This is a genomic window from Herbaspirillum sp. C9C3 (assembly GCF_013359625.1).
Classification (GTDB): Bacteria; Pseudomonadota; Gammaproteobacteria; order Burkholderiales; family Burkholderiaceae_D; genus Herbaspirillum.
The window spans coordinates 84,229-100,852 of sequence record NZ_JABFMQ010000017.1 but is presented as its reverse complement, the minus strand read 5'-3'; the positions used below and the strand labels follow the sequence as shown (position 1 = coordinate 100,852).

At 63.0% G+C, this 16,624-nt stretch carries 16 protein-coding genes; 7 read left to right on the top strand and 9 right to left on the bottom strand.

The features are described 5' to 3' along the window. Positions 1 to 163: 163 nt before the first annotated feature. From pcaCD to pcaH, 4 genes are all read right to left on the bottom strand, one after another. A complete protein-coding gene (pcaCD, locus tag HNO82_RS16120) occupies positions 164 to 1,426 on the bottom strand; it encodes a bifunctional 4-carboxymuconolactone decarboxylase/3-oxoadipate enol-lactonase PcaCD (RefSeq protein WP_175344410.1) in 1,263 nt (420 codons plus the stop codon). A 52-nt stretch (positions 1,427 to 1,478) separates the two neighbouring features. Next, positions 1,479 to 2,846: a 3-carboxy-cis,cis-muconate cycloisomerase gene (gene pcaB, locus HNO82_RS16115; RefSeq protein ID WP_008332173.1), complete on the bottom strand. Its 1,368-nt coding sequence runs from the start codon at positions 2,844 to 2,846 to the stop codon at positions 1,479 to 1,481. Between the two features lie 100 nt (positions 2,847 to 2,946). Further along, positions 2,947 to 3,459, bottom strand: coding sequence for a peptidase associated/transthyretin-like domain-containing protein (locus HNO82_RS16110; RefSeq protein WP_008332171.1), 513 nt, complete (start codon positions 3,457 to 3,459; stop codon positions 2,947 to 2,949). A gap of 19 nt (positions 3,460 to 3,478) precedes the next feature. Further along, a complete protein-coding gene (gene pcaH / locus HNO82_RS16105; RefSeq protein WP_175344409.1) occupies positions 3,479 to 4,171 on the bottom strand; it encodes a protocatechuate 3,4-dioxygenase subunit beta in 693 nt (230 codons plus the stop codon). Between the two features lie 253 nt (positions 4,172 to 4,424). Between pcaH and HNO82_RS16100 the strand changes: the two genes are divergently transcribed. After that, positions 4,425 to 5,225 (top strand): IclR family transcriptional regulator domain-containing protein, encoded by an 801-nt coding sequence (locus HNO82_RS16100; RefSeq protein WP_175344408.1) that lies wholly within the window; start codon positions 4,425 to 4,427, stop codon positions 5,223 to 5,225. 74 nt (positions 5,226 to 5,299) lie between these two features. Here HNO82_RS16100 and HNO82_RS16095 read toward each other — a convergent pair whose 3' ends face one another. Beyond that, positions 5,300 to 6,211 carry a helix-turn-helix domain-containing protein gene (locus tag HNO82_RS16095; protein WP_175344407.1) on the bottom strand — a complete coding sequence of 304 codons (912 nt, stop codon included), beginning with the start codon at positions 6,209 to 6,211 and terminating at the stop codon, positions 5,300 to 5,302. A gap of 220 nt (positions 6,212 to 6,431) precedes the next feature. Here HNO82_RS16095 and HNO82_RS16090 point away from each other — a divergent pair, with 220 nt between their 5' ends. Together HNO82_RS16090 and HNO82_RS16085 are read left to right on the top strand one after the other, a co-directional pair. Then, positions 6,432 to 7,598, top strand: a complete 1,167-nt coding sequence (locus tag HNO82_RS16090; RefSeq protein WP_175344406.1) for a 4-hydroxybenzoate 3-monooxygenase — start codon at positions 6,432 to 6,434, stop codon at positions 7,596 to 7,598. 128 nt (positions 7,599 to 7,726) lie between these two features. Next, a complete protein-coding gene (locus HNO82_RS16085) occupies positions 7,727 to 8,293 on the top strand; it encodes a pyridoxamine 5'-phosphate oxidase family protein (RefSeq protein WP_175344405.1) in 567 nt (188 codons plus the stop codon). 12 nt (positions 8,294 to 8,305) lie between these two features. Here HNO82_RS16085 and HNO82_RS16080 read toward each other — a convergent pair whose 3' ends face one another. Beyond that, complete coding sequence (locus HNO82_RS16080) at positions 8,306 to 9,166, bottom strand: CPBP family intramembrane glutamic endopeptidase (protein ID WP_249777022.1); 861 nt, start codon at positions 9,164 to 9,166, stop codon at positions 8,306 to 8,308. Positions 9,167 to 9,315: 149 nt separating this feature from the next. On the opposite strand from HNO82_RS16080, the gene HNO82_RS16075 reads away from it, so the two are divergent. Beyond that, positions 9,316 to 10,194, top strand: a complete 879-nt coding sequence (locus HNO82_RS16075; protein WP_175344404.1) for an AraC family transcriptional regulator — start codon at positions 9,316 to 9,318, stop codon at positions 10,192 to 10,194. A gap of 33 nt (positions 10,195 to 10,227) precedes the next feature. Here HNO82_RS16075 and HNO82_RS16070 read toward each other — a convergent pair whose 3' ends face one another. Continuing rightward, on the bottom strand, positions 10,228 to 10,659 hold the full coding sequence (locus tag HNO82_RS16070; protein WP_175344403.1) for a hypothetical protein: 432 nt from the start codon (positions 10,657 to 10,659) through the stop codon (positions 10,228 to 10,230). Positions 10,660 to 10,891: 232 nt separating this feature from the next. Here HNO82_RS16070 and HNO82_RS16065 point away from each other — a divergent pair, with 232 nt between their 5' ends. Further along, positions 10,892 to 11,413, top strand: a complete 522-nt coding sequence (locus HNO82_RS16065; protein WP_175344402.1) for a response regulator — start codon at positions 10,892 to 10,894, stop codon at positions 11,411 to 11,413. A gap of 69 nt (positions 11,414 to 11,482) precedes the next feature. Here HNO82_RS16065 and HNO82_RS16060 read toward each other — a convergent pair whose 3' ends face one another. After that, positions 11,483 to 11,962, bottom strand: coding sequence for an Lrp/AsnC family transcriptional regulator (locus tag HNO82_RS16060; RefSeq protein WP_006461679.1), 480 nt, complete (start codon positions 11,960 to 11,962; stop codon positions 11,483 to 11,485). 274 nt (positions 11,963 to 12,236) lie between these two features. On the opposite strand from HNO82_RS16060, the gene mdeB reads away from it, so the two are divergent. Both mdeB and HNO82_RS16050 read left to right on the top strand, forming a co-directional pair. After that, positions 12,237 to 14,918 carry an alpha-ketoglutarate dehydrogenase gene (gene mdeB / locus HNO82_RS16055; RefSeq protein ID WP_175344401.1) on the top strand — a complete coding sequence of 894 codons (2,682 nt, stop codon included), beginning with the start codon at positions 12,237 to 12,239 and terminating at the stop codon, positions 14,916 to 14,918. 165 nt (positions 14,919 to 15,083) lie between these two features. Continuing rightward, complete coding sequence (locus tag HNO82_RS16050) at positions 15,084 to 15,842, top strand: SDR family oxidoreductase (protein WP_175344400.1); 759 nt, start codon at positions 15,084 to 15,086, stop codon at positions 15,840 to 15,842. A gap of 169 nt (positions 15,843 to 16,011) precedes the next feature. On the opposite strand, the gene HNO82_RS16045 is transcribed toward HNO82_RS16050, so the two are convergent. Beyond that, entirely contained in the window at positions 16,012 to 16,614 is a 603-nt protein-coding gene (locus HNO82_RS16045) for a UbiX family flavin prenyltransferase (RefSeq protein WP_175344399.1), read from the bottom strand. Positions 16,615 to 16,624 lie beyond the last annotated feature (10 nt).

Here is a 16,624-nt window from a genome sequence, read left to right as displayed (position 1 = left end):
AAGTGAGCGGCTGCCGGGCCGCCCCCGGCGCGTCCTCCCGACCGGAGAAAGATAATAATTAAGCTAGAGCGCAGGAAAGAGGCCCGTGCAGACTACCCAAAACCGTAAATCATCAAAACAGCAAAACAGCAAAACAGCAAAACAGCAAAACAGCAAAACAGCATCAAAGCCCATCAATAAACCCACAAACCAATTCAGCAAACACAGCCGGCTGCTCAACAGCACTGACATGCGAGGCTTCTGTAATGACCTCCAGCCGTGCATCAGCAATCCCATCCACCAGCGCCTGCGCCATGGCCACCGGCGTCCCCTGATCCAGTTCCCCCGCAATCACGAGGGCAGGCACGTGAATGGCCCCCAACCGGGAAGACGTATCGACAGTCCCGACAGCATGACAGCACCCCACATACCCCACCGCATCGGTCGTGACCAGCCGATGCCGATAGCGCGCAACAGTGGCCGCTTGTGCAGCGCGGAAGCCCTCGTGGAAATACCGCCCCATGACCGCATCGGCAATCACTTCGATCCCTTGAGCCCGCACGGTAGCAATCCGCTGCTGCCAAACCTCGCGCGCCGCCTCAGGATAGGCAGACGTGGTATTGGCCAACACCAGCGATCGCACCAGCCCCGGATGCCGCAAGGCCAGCTCCTGCCCGACCATGCCGCCCATGGACAAACCGACCCACACCACCGGCCCTGTATCCAGCTCGCGCAACAAGCGGGCCGCATCATCGGCCAGATCCGCCATGCTGTAGAGCCCATCGATCTTCTCCGAACTGCCATGCCCACGATGATCGTAAGCAATCACCCGACAATCGGCCGCCAGCAGATTGGCCAGCCCGTCCCACATCATCAGGTCGGTACCCAGCGCATGCGAGAGCACCACTGTATGACGCGGCGCCTTGCCATTGCGGGGTTCGCGCAAGGTGTAATGCAAGGCCGGCGACGAAACGGTGCGGCCCTCGTGCCCCACACCCGGATGCACGCTGCCAGCCGGCGCCTGCGGTACCACGGCATAACCGATCTGCTCACCCACTTCACGCAGGATTTTCTGCGCATGCGTGAAAGCCGTATTGCCCGCCGGCACACCCGCATAGACCGCCGCCTGTATCATGACTTCCTTCATCTCGTCCGGGCTGAGCCGCGTGGTCGCATCACCGGTCAGCCCGGCGCGTACGTGCAGTTCGAATTCTTCCCAGCGCCCCAGCGCAATGGTGATGGCCAGCACGATGATGCGGCGTGTCTTGTGGTCCAGCCCGGGACGACCCCAGATCTCGTTCCACGCAAAACGCGTGATCAGGTTCTGAAAGTCGGCGTTGAAATTGGTGGCATTGGCCACCGAACGGTCAACCCATTGGTCGCCCAATACACTGCGGCGATTGCGCATGCCGCGCTCGAAATCATGGTCCAGCGGATCGTAGCTCATGTGGTGCTCTCTTTGTCTCGGTGTGATGGGTGGAGGTGGAGAATTCAGCAGATCAGTGCGCCAGCTGGGCGCGCAAGTGTTCAAGCCGCCCTTCGGCAATGCGGCGCGCAGGGCGGGTGGCTTGCACCGGATCGAACAGGCCACGCAACATGCCCAGGTCGATTTCCTGGCGCAACTGCGCATCGCCCTCTACGGCATCGACCAGCACGTCAACCAGCTGCGCGCCATCGGCTACAGCCTTGCGCGTGAGTTGTTCCAGCAGACTATGTGCCCGTGGGCGACCGATGACGCCAGCCAGCGCAATCGAGGCCGACTCGGCAAACACCAGTCCCTGCAAGGCATCGATGTTGCGCAGCATGCGCGCCTCATCAATGACCAGCCCGGCAAAGGCATCATTGAGCGCGCGCAGTGCACCGTGCACACCAAGGAAGAGCCCCGGCCATTCGGCCAGTTCGGCCTGCCAGTTGCCCAGCCCGCGTTCGTGCTGTTGCGACATCGCACCCAGCAGCGCAGCGGCTTGCTGTGGCGCTCGGGTAGCAGCGGCCAGGGCGATCATGGACGACACCGGATTGCGCTTGTGCGGCATCGCCGACGACCCGCCACGACCATTGCCGGAGGGCTCGGCCAGTTCGGCAATCTCGCCCTGTGCCATCAGTGACAGGTCGGTGGCGATCTTGCCCAGGCTGCCCGCCAGCACCGCCATCTCGGTACCCAGGCGTATCCACTCGTCACGCTGGGTATGCCAGGCCGCCTCGGGGGTCTTCAAATCGAGGGCCGCAGCCATGCGTGCCGCCACCGCTGGCCCTTTGTCACCCAGCACCGCCAGCGTACCGACCGCACCGCCCAGTTGCAGTTGCAAGGCGCGCCCGGCCAGCGCCTGCAATTGCGCGCGCGAACGCAACAGGGGCGCGGCCCAGTTGCAGAACTTGAAGCCCAGACTGGTCACCTGCGCCGGCTGCATCAGCGTGCGCGCCAGCACCGGTGTATCCAGATGGGATTGCGACAAGTCCAGCAGGCGGCGCGCCAGCTGATCCAGTTCGCCATCGACCAGCCGCAAGGCTTCACGCGTGACCAGCACCATGGCCGTATCCAGCACATCCTGGCTGGTGCTGCCCCAGTGCACGTGGGTGGCGGCTTCTTCGCTGTAGAGGGCGACCGTGCGTTGCAATTCCTTGACCAGCGGAATGGCCAGCGCACCGGCGCGCCGACCGGCTACGATGAGGGCGTTGATGTCGTAGAGCGGGGCGCGGCAGACGCTGGCAATGGCACGCGCGGCGGCCTCGGGGATGATGCCCTCGGCGGCTTCGGCCTCGGCCAGAACCTGTTCGAAGCGCAGCATGGCTTGTACCACCGCCTGGTCGTCGAACACCGCAATCATGTCCGAAGTGGTGAGGAAGCTGTCGAAGATCGAAACGCTCATGAAGTCTCCAGTGCTTGCCCTTGCGGCGCGATCCAACGCAAGCGGGATCCGGCAAGCAGATGCTTGCGGATCCCCATGCTCGTCACGCCGAAGAGGGCGTTCAGATGTAGTCGAAGAATACCGTCTCGCGCGCACCCTGCATGTGGATATTCCACAGGTAGCTGCCGTCAGGCTGCTTGCGGGCAATCAGGGTGTCACGACGGTCGGCCGGGACCTGCTCCAGCAGGGCCGATTGCGCCAGCGCCGGGTCGTCCTCCAGGAAGACGGCCGTGAACTGGTGCTTGACCAGGCCGCGCGCAAACACGGTCACGTAAGCAACCGGCTTGCCAGCTGGCGCCTGGGGCTGCGAAATCGAAAATGTGAACCCGCCCTCCTCATTGGTGGGCACGCGGCGATATCCGGGAATGGCATGTGAAGTTTCTGACGCAGCGCTGCCCGGCAGCCAGGCTTCGGCCCAGGCGTCATTGATGGGAACGCCATCGCCATCGAGAATGGCGCCGCTGATCTTGACCTGCGGTGCACTGCTCTCTACGCGAGAGGTCAGTTCCACGGCCCAGGCCCAGGCTTCGTGCGGGAAGGGGCCGATGGTTTGCGAAGTGGTGATGTTGCTCATGTGGTCTCCTGCCTTGTGTTCAGATGCCCATGGGCGTGGCGTTGCGGCCGCGCAGGACGATGTCGAATTCATAGCCCAGCATCTTGTCATCGACCGTCTCCTCCAGCGAGAAGCGCGAGATCAGGCGCTGGCGGGCAGCCTCATCAGGGATGCTCTGGAAGATCGGATCGTAGGCGAACAGCGGATCGCTGGGGAAATACATCTGCGTCACCAGACGCTGCGCATAGATGTTGCCGAACAGCGAGAAGTGGATGTGCGCCGGACGCCAGGCCTTGTGGTGATTGCCCCAGGGATACGGACCGGGCTTGATGGTGACGAAACGATAGCGGCCATTGTCATCGGTGAGCATCTTGCCAAAACCGGTGAAGTTGGGATCCAGCGGCGCATCGTGCTGGTCCTTCTTGTGGAAGTAGCGACCGGCTGCATTGCATTGCCAGACTTCCAGCAGGGAGTTGCGCACCGGCTTGCCATCTTCGTCCAGCACGCGACCGGTGACGACGATCTTCTCGCCCAGCGGCTCGCCCTTGCCCTGCGCGGTCAGGTCCATGTCGTGCGGCAGGATCAGCCGGGGCGAGGCGAACAGATTGGTGCCGGTGGCGGTCTCGTCGCGCACGCGCAGCGGTGCTTGCGTAGGGCCGCGCTTGAGGGTGGACTTGTAGGGGGGATAGATCAGTTCCGGATAGACTCCGGGTTCGATGGCATCGAATTGCATGAGGTCTCCTCAGGTCGACGGGGATGAATGCGGCGTCGTCCTCGGATTCCTTGCCTGCCGGAATGGGCGATTGGCGCGCCGTGCTTGGGTGTGGACAGATAGTAGGCAAGCCCGACACCGCTCTCAAGGCCAACGCAGCGCAGCATATTCGCCATGCGCCCGCTTTGTGCGAGAATCGCACAAATGGCCGATTTTCTGCATCCACGGGAAAACGGTAGAGATCAGCTTGTTTTATCCACAGGGCGGGGAATCCATGCAGCAACAGCCAATCGATGACGAGCCGGAGGCGAGCGAAGACGGCCCCCTCAAGCGTGACCTGGTGGCAGGGCTGGAAAAAGGCTTGCAGGTCATCGAAGCCTTCGACCAGGAGCGTTCGCGCCTGACCATCGCCGAGGTGGCGCAACTGACCGGCCTGACCCGCGCCGCCGCCCGTCGCTATCTGATCACGCTTACGCACCTGGGCTACATGCGGCACGACAACAAGACGTTTTCGCTCACGCCGATGGTGCTGCGGCTGGGACAATCCTATCTGCATTCGGCGCGGCTGCCGCGCATCGTGCAGCCGCTGCTGTACCGGCTGGCCTATTCGCTGGGCGAGGCGGCTTCCTGCGGGGTGCTCGATCATGACCAGCTGGTGTGCGTGGCCGCGGTGAGCGCCGGGCAACTGGTCTCGACCACCCTGCAGCCCGGTACGCGGGTGCCGGCCTACTGCACCGCCAATGGCCGCATCCTGCTGGCCAACCTGGCCCCGGCGCAGCTCGATGCCATCCTCGCGCGTGCCCAGCCGGAGGCCATCACCGCCCATACCATCACCGATGTCGAACGATTGGGACTGGAAATCGCCCGCGCCCGCGCGCAGGGTTATGCGCTGGTGGACCAGGAACTGGAACTGGGCCTGCGCACCATGGCCGTACCGGTGCGCAACTTCCGCGGTGAGGTGGTGGCGGCGATGAATATCAGCGTGCATGCGGCCCGCATGAAGCTGGAAGACATGGTGGAGCGCTGCTTGCCGGCCATGTTGAAGATACAGGTGGAGCTGGGGGCGCTGTTGTGAGGCGTGGCTGAATTTCAAAGATGGCGCACCGATTTTTGTTTTTGCGCCATTGCCGGAAACGGCATGCGAAATACTCATTGCTCCACGTGCGTACGCCGATATTGCTTGGGCGTCACGCCCATGTGCCGTTTGAAGAGCCGGCTGAAATACGCCGGATCCTGAAAGCCCAGTTCATAGGCAATCGTCGAAATCCCCGAAGGCACATAGGTCAGCTTGCGACAAGCCTCCAGAATCAAGCGCTGCTGCGCCAGGTCGAAGGCTGAATGCCCGGCCAGCTTCAGGCACAGGCGATTGAGCCGGCTGGGGGTGATGCGCAGCTTGTCGGCATACACCGCCACCTGCCACTGCTGCTTGAAATGCTGCTCCACCAACGCACGAAAGCGCGTGAACAATTCAAAGTCGCCGCGTCCGGACAACTCCGCCGAGCGATGATCCGCTTCCAGTCGCACCAGCAGCAGCATGACGCTGCGCGCCAGCCATTCCAGCATCAGCGTGTGACCGGTGCGGGGCGCAGCGGACTCGGCGATGAGCAGGCGCAGCAGGGTTTCCATGCGTTCTCGCAGCTCCGGCACACGCGCCAGTTCGATGGCCATCGGTCGCAGGAACAAGGGCGAGAACAATTCTCCATGCGCCTCGCTGCCGCCGGCCGAAAACACGATGTGCGGATCGACCGTGAGTACGAAGCCGATCGCCTGTTCCGAAAAATCGAAACCGTGTACCAGCGAGGGATGAATGGTAATGACCACCGGTCCGTCGGCCTCCCAGACTTCCTCTTCCATCAGCGCGCTGACATGACCGGACATTAAAAAAAGTACCTGAAAAAGCCCGGCATGCGTGTGCGGTGCAATATGCCAGTCATGCACACGGCTGCGTGTCTCGATCAGTTCGATATGGACGGACTCTGCGTCCTCCTGCCGGGAAGCCTCGCCATACAAGGAAAATTGCGGTACGTCGGCGGTGCGGGGTTTGCTGCGGGGCAAGGGCATAGGGTCTCCATCTTCTACGTCGCGATCAAGCGTTGTGATTGTGCTCTGTAAAAATAGTACAAGTAATTGGCGGGATCATCCATTTTTTATTCGTCCACCGCCGTCTAAGATCGCTCTCACATCAAGAACAAGAACAGATGACATGCCACCCGCTTCGGGCGCGCGCCACGGTGCGCCTGCAACGAAAACGGTGCCTGACCTTTACACGGAGACCTCCACCATGCGTACCCAAGTCGCCATCATCGGCGCCGGCCCGGCCGGTTTGTTGCTGTCCCATCTGCTGCACCTGAAGGGCATCGAATCAGTCGTGCTGGAAACGCGCAGCCGCGAAGACATCGAATCCACCATCCGTGCCGGCGTGCTGGAACAAGGCACGATGGACATCCTCACCGAGACCGGCGTGGGCGAGCGCATGAAGCGCGAAGGCGCGCTGCATCACGGTATCGAGCTGGCCTTCGGAGGGCGTCGCCACCGCATTGACCTTACCGAGCTGACCGGCCAGGCCATTACCGTCTATGCCCAGCATGAAGTCATCAAGGACCTGGTGGCCGCCCGCCTGGCTGCGCAGGGGCAGTTGCTGTTCGGTGTGAGCGGCACCAGCATCGAAGGCATCGAGACCAGCAAGCCGCGCGTACGCTTCATGCACGCGGGTGAGCAGCATACGCTGGAGGCCGATTTCGTGGCCGGTTGCGACGGCTTCCATGGTGTCTCGCGCCCGGCCATTCCCGAGGGCAAACGCCAGGACTACCAGCGCATCTATCCCTTCGGCTGGTTCGGTGTGCTGGTGGAAGCACCGCCCTCTTCGGATGAGCTGATCTATGCGCAGCACGATCGTGGTTTCGTGCTCGTCAGCACACGCTCGCCGACGGTACAGCGTCTGTATTTTCAGTGCGATCCCAAGGACAGCGTGGACAACTGGAGCGATGACCGCATCTGGAATGAATTCCATACCCGCCTGGAAAACGGCGATGGCTGGCGTGTCAAGGAGGGCAAGATCTTCCAGAAGGGCATCATCGGCATGCGCAGTTTCGTCTCCACGCCGATGCAGCATGGCCGCCTGTTCCTGGCTGGTGATGCGGCCCACATCGTGCCGCCCACCGGAGCCAAGGGGCTGAACCTGGCCGTGGGCGACGTCAGGCGCCTGGCCCAGGGCATCGAGGAGTTCTATCGCTCCAACAGCGAGCAAGGGCTCTCGTCCTATACCGAGCAGGCCTTGAAACGCATCTGGCGCGCCGAGTATTTCTCCTGGTGGATGACCAGCATGCTGCATACCTTCGAGGATGCCTCGCCCTTCCAGCGCCAGATCCAGCGCGCCGAGCTGGAGAACGTGGTCAATTCGCGCGCACTGTCGACGGCACTGGCGGAGAATTACGTCGGCGCATTCTGAAGCGTTGGCGCCCCGTTGCAGCCACAATCCGGAACGCCCGCGCAAGCGGGCGTCGTCATTGCCGGAGCATGGTCCCGACGGCATCCGCAGCACGCACCCGCCTGCGCGCGAGGTTCTACAATGGCGGCATGAACCTGCCCGAACTCCACACCCTGATCTGGGACGAATTGTGCCGCGGTGCCAGTCCCGCACGTTCCCCGTTTACCATCTGGCAACTGGCCACTGTGGGCCTGGACGGTGCGCCCCAGTTGCGTTCCATCGTCTTGCGCGAGGCCAATATCTCCGCCGGGACGCTGTGCTTTCACACCGATCTGCGTTCACCGAAGCTGGCCGAGCTCCGTGCCGATGGCCGCGTGGCGATGCTGGCGGTTGACCTGGATCGTCATCTGCAACTGCGCCTGAACGGCGTGGCGCAGGTGGTGCAGGATGCCACGCGCATTCGGGGCATGTGGACCGGGTCCAGGCCGCATACGCTGATCCTGTACAAGACCCCGCATGCACCCGGCACACCGATTGCTCAGCCCGAAGAGGGGCATGTGCGGGAGCAGGACAGGGGCGATGGCTTCGAAAATTTTGCCCTGGTGGAAGTGCGGCTGGAGCGCATCGAATGGCTGGACCTCACACCGAACCAGCATCGCCGCGCGCGTTTTGAACGTGGGCAGGTGCCATGGCAAGGGCAGTGGATTGCGCCCTGACGGTGGCGCGCATCAGGCCAGTGCGGGATAGGTGAATCCGAGGAAATGCACGGCATTGAGCATGAAGTGCAGCAGGATCGGCGCCTCCAGACGTCCGGTGCGCCGGAAGACCCACGCATAACCGAGACCGGCCATCCCGGCCATGACCGCATAGCTCAGGCCGCCGCCAAGATGGGCTGCACCGAAGAGCAGCGCGGAGGCCGTCATTGCCAGCCCTGTCCCGCCGCGGATGTGCTGCAAGGCGCTTTGCAGCCGATGCTGGATGACGCCACGGAAGAAGGCTTCCTCTGCCACCACCGTCAACAGCAGATTGATGGCCAGGAACTCCACGGTAAAGTCCGGCCACTTCAGTGCGGGCCTGACCAGGCCCGCCACACAAGCCGCTCCCATCACGAGCGCGATCGTCACGGCACCCGGCAGCAGCGTCTTGCAGAGCATCTCCCGCCATTCCCGCCACGCATGGCAGCGTGGCGCCAGCAGTGCCAGCAACAGCAGTCCGGCGCTCCCTTTGTCGAGATTGGCAAAGAGCATGAAGGGCCGCGCATCGGCAGTCATGGCCGCTGACGGCAGCACCAGCACATTGTGGAAACCCGGCCAGCGATGCAGTGCCAGCAGCAGGGCCAGCAGCAAACTCAGCGCCAGCAGACTGCGGCGTTGCCATGCGTTGGACGCATGGGTCGTTCCCAGGGCGGTGACGCCCAGCAGGACGATGCCTGTGGCGGCGCCGGCATCGAGTCGGCCATCCTGCAGGCCCATGGCCACGGCCAGTGTCAGCAGCGGTAGCCACGGTGCAAGGGTCCAGCGGCCCGGCAGCCTCAGGGAGGGCAGCCAGACGCTGCAGATGGCGAGCATCAAGAGAACAGCGGAAGGCATGGAGAAAAAGGCAGAGTGCGACCAAGCCAGTGTTTTAACATGGCGACCTGTCAGAGGGCCAGAGCTTGAGGCCTCTTCACGATGCGCAATTTCGGTCAGGATTTGTTCCGCTCTTTCTTGCACAGTATGTCCCGTGAACCGAGGACCCGATGAACGACGACCGCCAAAAGACCAGCCAGGCCCGCTATCAAGCCCGCTTCGAACGTGTGCTCGATCATATCGAGGCGCATCTCCATGGCCCGCTGGAGATGGAGCAACTGGCGGCGGTCGCCCATTTTTCACGGTTCCATTTCCAGCGGCAGTTTGCTGACTTCACCGGCGTCGGGGTGGCGCGCTACATCCTGCTGATGCGTCTGAAGCATGCCAGCCATCAACTGGCCTTTCAGCCAAAGCGGCGCATCATCGACATCGCCCTCGAAGCCGGTTTCGAAAATCCGGAATCCTTCACGCGCGCTTTCAGAAGTGTCTTCGGCCAGTCGCCTTCGCAGTTTCGGCGCGCACCGGACTGGCCTTCATGGAACGAGCGTTTCGTCTTCCGCATTCCTGAAAGGAAAGTGCAAGTGCAAGTAGAAATCGTCGACGTCGAACCCATCCGTATCGCCCTGCTGGCGCATCGCGGCCCCGTCAACCAGCTCAACGCCAGCGTGGCGCGCTTCATCGAATGGCGCAAGGCGTCCGGCCTGTCGCCGGTGGAGCGCAGCCGTACCTTCGGTCTGGCCTGGGATAATCCCGACACCACGCCCCCGGAGCAATTCCGCTTCGGCATCTGCGGCGAAGTGGACGCACAGGTGCCGGGCAATGCGCAAGCCGTGGTGAGTTCCCTGATCCCGGGTGGACGCTGCGCGCGTGTGCGTCATGCGGGCGCGCATGAACGCCTGGGAGAGAGCATCTATCCGCTGTATCGCCAGTGGCTGCCGGAGAGTGGTGAGGAGTTGCGCGATTTCCCGCTGTACTTCCACTATCTCAATCTCTTGCCCGATACACCACCGGGCGAGTTGCTCACGGATATCTACCTGCCCTTGAAATAGGCAATGCAGCGAGGGGGAAACGGGAAGAAGACTTCACGCCACCAGGGCGTGCGAGAAGTGTGCCATCTGGTGCGCGGGCACCAGCAGCGGCACGAAGGAAGCATTGTTCATGGCGAGCCAATAGGGCAGGTGCGGGCCGGCATCGAAGCCGTAGTTGCTGTCGTCGAGCTGCCAGAAGCGTGGTATCGCCAGCGGCGGCGGTACCCGATGTTTGAGCTGGTCGAGGCTGACCAGGCGCTTGGGACAGGGCTGGAAGCGGGCCAGCGCGCTCTTTTCTCCACCGGGCGCAAAGCCGGAGCTGGCAAACCATTCCAGCACCTTGCGCGGCGTGGCCTGCAGGCTGGCCCAGTCGTGCAGGGCATCGGCGCGCTGGCCGGTGCTGCGGGTGCAGGCGCTGACATACAGCTCGACCATGCCCAGCAAGGCGGTGGGGACGGGGACTCGGACTTTGGCAAACGGCAACATCGGCGGGGCTTCCTGGCTGTACAGATGGGCAGATCCTGCTGGAGCGGATCATCGAGCCTGTCACTGTAGTCATTCTTGCTACTGTCGGCGATCGGGGAAATCCTGACCGTCTGTCTCCCTCTTGTCTGGCGCAGTCAGGAATTTCCCGATGCCGGGCGCCGCGCCAGTCCTGTAAAACGTGTGCTGTAGCCATTGTCGGCTTGTGTACTCTGACAGGATGTTCTCTCGCAGCATGAATTTCCCCAGCATCATCATGATCGACCCCAGCCAGGAGGCCGCCGAGCTGGCGCGCTTCGCCTTGTGGCGTGCGGGACTGCATTGCCTCTTCCGGTCCTGCCCGGACCTGGCGACGGCGCGTCGCTGCCTGCTGCAGGGGCGCCGCCAGAGCGATGGCGGCGCGCCCAGCCTGATTCTGCTGGAGTCCGAGATGGAGTGCGGCGACGGCCTGCAGCTTTTGCGCGAGTTGCGCGCGAGCAAGCATCTGGCTGCTGCCCCGGTGGTGGTCTTTCCTTCCCACGAGACCGAGGGCGAACGTGCGGCACTGGAGGCCGGTGCGACCGAATACCTGCCCAAGCCGGTCGATGGAGAACACTATGCGCGTTGCGTGGTAGCGATGGTGGAGCGCTGGTGCGATGTCAGCGAGGCAGCCGCACCGCTGGCCGAGGCCGCGGTGCAGGATGCGCTGGCAGGCGAGCCCGCGCATCCGCAGCGGCGCCAGGAGGATGGCTTGCCGCGCGGCGGACGGTCGCACTGAGTGAGGCAAGGTGGGGCGCAGCAAACAGCAAAGGGCCGCAAGGCCCTTTTTTCATGTATGCCGTAGCGCCTATCGCCGCGTCTTGATCTTGGGCGTGGGCAGGGCGGTCTTGTACTTGATCTGCTTGAGGGCGAAGCTGGAGCGGATGTTCTTGATGCCGGGGATCTTGGTCAGGTGATCGACGATGAAATGCTCCAGCGTCAGCAGGTCGGGCACCACGATGCGCAGCAGGTAATCCTCGTCGCCGGTCATCAGATAGACTTCCATGACCTCATCGAAGGCACTCACCGCCGTCTCGAACTGGGCCAGCGCTTCGGCACCCTGGCGCTCCAGGATGACTTTGACAAAAACGTTCACCTTCAGGCCCAGCAGGTGCGGATCGGCCAGCGCTACATAGCGGGAGATGATGCCTTCGGTCTCCAGACGCTTCACACGGGCCAAAGTCGGCGAGGGGGAGAGGTTGATGCGGCTGGCCAGCTCCAGATTGCTGATCGAACTGTTCTCCTGCAGGATGTTCAGGATGCGCAAATCGGTGGTGTCGAGTTCCATTATCGAAATTTAATTCTGTCAGTTTCAGTTTCGCAGCACTGGATGCTGAATATTGTACGGCAACTTCCCATCTTAAGTGACTCATGCCGGGACATAGGGCGTATCGTAGTCCGGTGCTTCGATCACAGTAGCCCTCAACGACAACAAGGCCGAAAAGGCGTCGGGTGCTCGGAGACGGATGGCGCGGCCTGTGTTTTACCGGCTTTTCGTCTCTTTGCATAGAGCAGTGATGCACCCGGCCCGGCGCACCCAGACAGGAGAACAGGAAGTGGACATGTCCCGCCCCAGCGACAGCGATATTGCCCGCGATATCGACCTCGATACCCAGGAAACCCAGGAGTGGCTGCAAGCGCTGCACAGCGTGCTGGCCGAGGCCGGTCCGGAACGCGCGCGCTTCCTGCTTTCGCGGCTGTCGGCAGCGGCTCAGCAATGGGGCGTGAACTGGCGCGATGCGCGCAATACCCCTTACGTCAACACGATCCGCCCGGAACAGGAGCCGCCCTTCCCTGGTGGCTCCGATGCCCAGGCCATTGAGGAGCGCATTGCCAGCATCATGCGCTGGAACGCACTGGCCATGGTGGTGCGCGCCAACCGCGCCTATGGCGAACTGGGCGGGCATATCGCCAGCTATGCCTCGGCGGCGGACCTCTTCGAGGTCGGCTTCAACCACTTCTTCCGCGCCCGCGATGCGCAAGTCGCGGGCGATGTCGTCTACTTCCAGCCGCACTCCGCGCCCGGCATCTATGCGCGAGCCTTCCTCGAAGGCGCCCTCGCCGAAGAGGATCTGGCCTACTACCGGCGCGAGATCGAGGCCAAGCGGGTGGGGCGCCAGGGTCTGTCGTCCTATCCGCATCCCTGGCTGATGCCGCAGTTCTGGCAGTTCCCGACCGGTTCCATGGGCATCGGCCCCATCAATGCCATCTACCAGGCGCGCTTTTTGCGCTACATGGAGCATCGCGGCCTGTTGCAGGACCAGGGGCGCAAGGTGTGGGGCGTCTTCGGCGATGGCGAGATGGACGAGCCCGAATCGCTGGCCGCGCTCTCGCTGGCCTCGCGCGAGAAGCTGGACAATCTGATCTTCGTGGTCAACTGCAACCTGCAGCGGCTCGATGGGCCGGTGCGCGGCAATGGTCATATCGTCGATGAACTGGAGACGCTGTTCGCCGGTGCCGGCTGGAACGTCATCAAGCTCTTGTGGGGCTCGGACTGGGATGGGTTGTTTGCGCGTGACCGGGACGGCGAACTGGTCGATGCCTTGAATCGTACGGTGGACGGGCAGTTGCAGACCTTCGCCGCCAATGATGGTGCTTTCAATCGCCAGCATTTCTTCGGCCAGACGCCGGGCACGCGCGCCATCGGCGCCACCCTCACCGATGAGGAAATCAATCGCCTGCGTCGCGGTGGCCATGACATGAAGAAGATCTTCTCGGCTTACCAGGCGGCGGCCAGCCATCGTGGCCAGCCCACGGTGATTCTGGCGCAGACCAAGAAGGGCTACGGCATGGGCGCGGCGGGCGAAGGCAAGATGACCACACACCAGCAGAAGAAGCTGGATGAAGAAAGCCTGCTGCAGTTCCGCGACCGCTTCAAGCTGCCGCTCACTGATGATCAATGCCGTGAGCTGGCCTTCTACAAGCCGGCCGATGACAGTCCGGAGATGAAGCACCTGCATGCCCGTCGCGCCGCGCTCGGCGGCTATCTGCCGCGCCGCCAGGCCGGGCAGGCAGGGCGCGCGGTGCCGCCGCTGGAGGCGCACGCCCGGTTCGCGCTGGAGGCCGACGGCAAGGAGATGTCCTCCACCATGGCGCTGGTGCGTCAGCTCGGCAATCTGTTGAAGGACAAGGATTTCGGCCAGTATGTCGTGCCCATCGTGGCCGATGAGGCGCGCACCTTCGGCATGGCCAACCTGTTCCGTCAGGTCGGCATCTATTCGTCGCAAGGGCAGTTGTATGAGCCGGAGGATATCGGTTCCATCCTCTACTATCGCGAAGCGAAAGATGGACAGATTCTGGAGGAGGGCATCACCGAGGCCGGCGCGATTTCTTCCTGGACCGCAGCGGCCACTGCCTACTCGGTGCATGGCACGCCGATGCTGCCCTTCTACATCTACTACTCGATGTTCGGTTTCCAGCGCATCGGCGATCTGATCTGGGCCGCTGCAGACCAGCGGGCGCGCGGCTTCCTGATCGGGGCTACCTCGGGGCGCACCACACTGGGCGGCGAGGGCCTGCAGCATCAGGATGGCAACAGCCTGGTGACGGCAGCGTCGATTCCCAACTGTGTTTCGTACGACCCGGCCTATGCGTATGAGCTGGCGGTGATCCTGGATGAGGGCATGCGCCGCATGATGGAACGCGGTGATGACGTGTTCTACTACATCACTGTCACCAACGAGAACGAGGCTCAGCCAAGTCTGCCGGACGGCGTGCAGGAGGGGATCCTGCGCGGTTTGTACTGCCTGGGTAGCAAGGCGGGTGCGCAGGTGCGCTTGCTGGGCTCGGGCCCCATTCTCAAGGAGGCCGTGGCCGCAGCGGCGCTGCTGCAGCAGCACTGGCAGATCGAGGCCGAGGTGTGGAGCGTGACCAGCTATACCGAGCTGGCACGTGATGGCGTGGCGGCGCAACGTGCACAGCGCCTGTCGGCCAGCCCGGCCCAGCCCTATGTAACGGCGCAATTGCAAGGCAGCGCAGCGCCGGTGATCGCGGTGAGCGATTACATCCGTAGCTTGCCCGAGAGCATCCGCGCGTTCGTGCCGGCGCCGTATGTGACCTTGGGTACGGACGGGTTTGGTCGCAGCGATACGCGGGTGAATCTGCGTGACTTCTTCGAGATCGATGCGCGCTGGATTGCGTATACGGCCTTGTGTGAAGTGTGGGGGGAGGATCGTGCGCGCTTGGAAGACGCGGCGCGGACCTTGGGTATCGATACCGGCAAGCCCCTGTCTTCCACGGTATGAAGCGTGAGAGGCAACAGATGAATGCCGGGCCGCCGGATTGAAAATCTCTCATCTGGCGCGACCCCGTGTTTGCTATAGTGAAAACCGCCCGTGCATCACGGGCGGTTTTTTATTGCGCCGTGATGCGCATCGTCCATGACATACCGTGAGTGAGGAGTACACACGATGGCTGCACCCAAACGTATTGCGCTGGTGACCGGCGCAGGTTCCGGCATCGGCCGGCAGATCACCCTGGCGCTGCTGCGCGAAGGCTATGGCGTGACGCTGGCCGGACGTCGCCAGGAGGCGCTGGAAGAGACGGTCAGGCTGGCCGCTGAACACGCTGCCCATGCGCTGGTGGTGGCGGCCGACGTGACCGATCCGGCGTCGGTGAAGCAGCTCTTCGCCAGGACGCGCGAACGCTTCGGGCGGCTGGACATGCTGTTCAACAATGCCGGCATCTTCGCCCCGCCGGTGTCGCTGGAAGAACTGAGCGTGGAGCAGTGGAAGGCGGCGGTGGACATCAACCTGACCGGGGTTTTCCTTTGCACCCAGGAAGCCTTCCGCATCATGAAGGAGCAGTCGCCGCGCGGTGGCCGCATCATCAACAATGGTTCGATTTCGGCGCATGCACCGCGTCCGTTCTCGGCATCCTATACCGCGACCAAGCACGCCATCACGGGTCTGACCAAGGCCACCTCGCTGGATGGCCGCGCCTATGACATCGCCTGTGGCCAGATCGATATCGGCAATGCCTCCACCGACATGACCACCCTGATGAAGAAGGGGACGCTGCAGGCCGACGGCTCCACCAAGGTCGAGCCGACCATGGATGCCGAACACGTGGCCCGGGCCATCCTCTACATGGACAGCCTGCCGCTGGAGGCCAATGTGCAGTTCATGACCGTGATGGCGACCAAGATGCCCTATATCGGGCGGGGTTGAGCCGGCTTTCCTTTGCCAGATGAAGAAATGGCCGCAGTGATGAGCTGCGGCCATTTTTCTGAAGCGGTGAAAGGCTTGATCCTCTAGCCGATGAACAGCGCAGGACCCACGCCAATCTGAGATATTTGCAATCCGGCGTCGGAAGAGATGTTGCGGGACACGAAGAGCGTCAGCCCGGATTGCCCTTCATGCCCTGCCACTCCGGCGTCAACTGCATGGAAATCCCGAACATGTCCAGCACGCGCCCCAGCGTGTGATCCACCATTTCTTCCATGGACGCAGGGCGCTGGTAGAAGCCGGGCAGGGGCGGGAAGATCACGCCGCCCATTTCCGTGACCGACGTCATGTTGCGCAGATGGGCCAGATTGAACGGGGTCTCGCGCACCATCAGCACCAGTCGGCGGCGTTCCTTGAGCACCACATCGGCTGCACGGGTGATGAGATTGTCGGAGAGGCCATGCGCCACGGCGGCCAGGGTCTTCATCGAACAGGGCGCCACCACCATGCCGGCAGAGGCGAACGAGCCACTGGCGATGCACGCGCCGACATCGCGCACGTTGTGCACCACATCGGCCAGCGCTTCCACATCCTTGCGCCGCATGTCCAGTTCCTGGTGCAGATTGAGCACGCCGGCTTCGGAGACCATCAGATGCGTCTCGACCTGACCATGCTTGCGCAGGTGTTCCAGCAGCCGGACACCATAGATGGCCCCGGTGGCCCCGGTGATCGCAACGATCAGGCGCTGGCGGGGCTGACTGGAAGAAGCACTCATGCGCGCTCTA

Coding starts and splice junctions, on each gene's coding strand:
- HNO82_RS16060 (WP_006461679.1), bottom strand. CDS start 11,962: ATGGAACTCGACACCACCGATTTGCGCATCCTGAACATCCTGCAGGAG.
- pcaH (WP_175344409.1), bottom strand. CDS start 4,171: ATGCAATTCGATGCCATCGAACCCGGAGTCTATCCGGAACTGATCTAT.
- HNO82_RS16095 (WP_175344407.1), bottom strand. CDS start 6,211: ATGCCCTTGCCCCGCAGCAAACCCCGCACCGCCGACGTACCGCAATTT.
- HNO82_RS16110 (WP_008332171.1), bottom strand. CDS start 3,459: ATGAGCAACATCACCACTTCGCAAACCATCGGCCCCTTCCCGCACGAA.
- HNO82_RS16065 (WP_175344402.1), top strand. CDS start 10,892: ATGAATTTCCCCAGCATCATCATGATCGACCCCAGCCAGGAGGCCGCC.
- mdeB (WP_175344401.1), top strand. CDS start 12,237: ATGTCCCGCCCCAGCGACAGCGATATTGCCCGCGATATCGACCTCGAT.
- HNO82_RS16050 (WP_175344400.1), top strand. CDS start 15,084: ATGGCTGCACCCAAACGTATTGCGCTGGTGACCGGCGCAGGTTCCGGC.
- HNO82_RS16070 (WP_175344403.1), bottom strand. CDS start 10,659: ATGTTGCCGTTTGCCAAAGTCCGAGTCCCCGTCCCCACCGCCTTGCTG.
- pcaCD (WP_175344410.1), bottom strand. CDS start 1,426: ATGAGCTACGATCCGCTGGACCATGATTTCGAGCGCGGCATGCGCAAT.
- HNO82_RS16080 (WP_249777022.1), bottom strand. CDS start 9,166: ATGCCTTCCGCTGTTCTCTTGATGCTCGCCATCTGCAGCGTCTGGCTG.
- HNO82_RS16075 (WP_175344404.1), top strand. CDS start 9,316: ATGAACGACGACCGCCAAAAGACCAGCCAGGCCCGCTATCAAGCCCGC.
- pcaB (WP_008332173.1), bottom strand. CDS start 2,846: ATGAGCGTTTCGATCTTCGACAGCTTCCTCACCACTTCGGACATGATT.
- HNO82_RS16100 (WP_175344408.1), top strand. CDS start 4,425: ATGCAGCAACAGCCAATCGATGACGAGCCGGAGGCGAGCGAAGACGGC.
- HNO82_RS16090 (WP_175344406.1), top strand. CDS start 6,432: ATGCGTACCCAAGTCGCCATCATCGGCGCCGGCCCGGCCGGTTTGTTG.
- HNO82_RS16085 (WP_175344405.1), top strand. CDS start 7,727: ATGAACCTGCCCGAACTCCACACCCTGATCTGGGACGAATTGTGCCGC.
- HNO82_RS16045 (WP_175344399.1), bottom strand. CDS start 16,614: ATGAGTGCTTCTTCCAGTCAGCCCCGCCAGCGCCTGATCGTTGCGATC.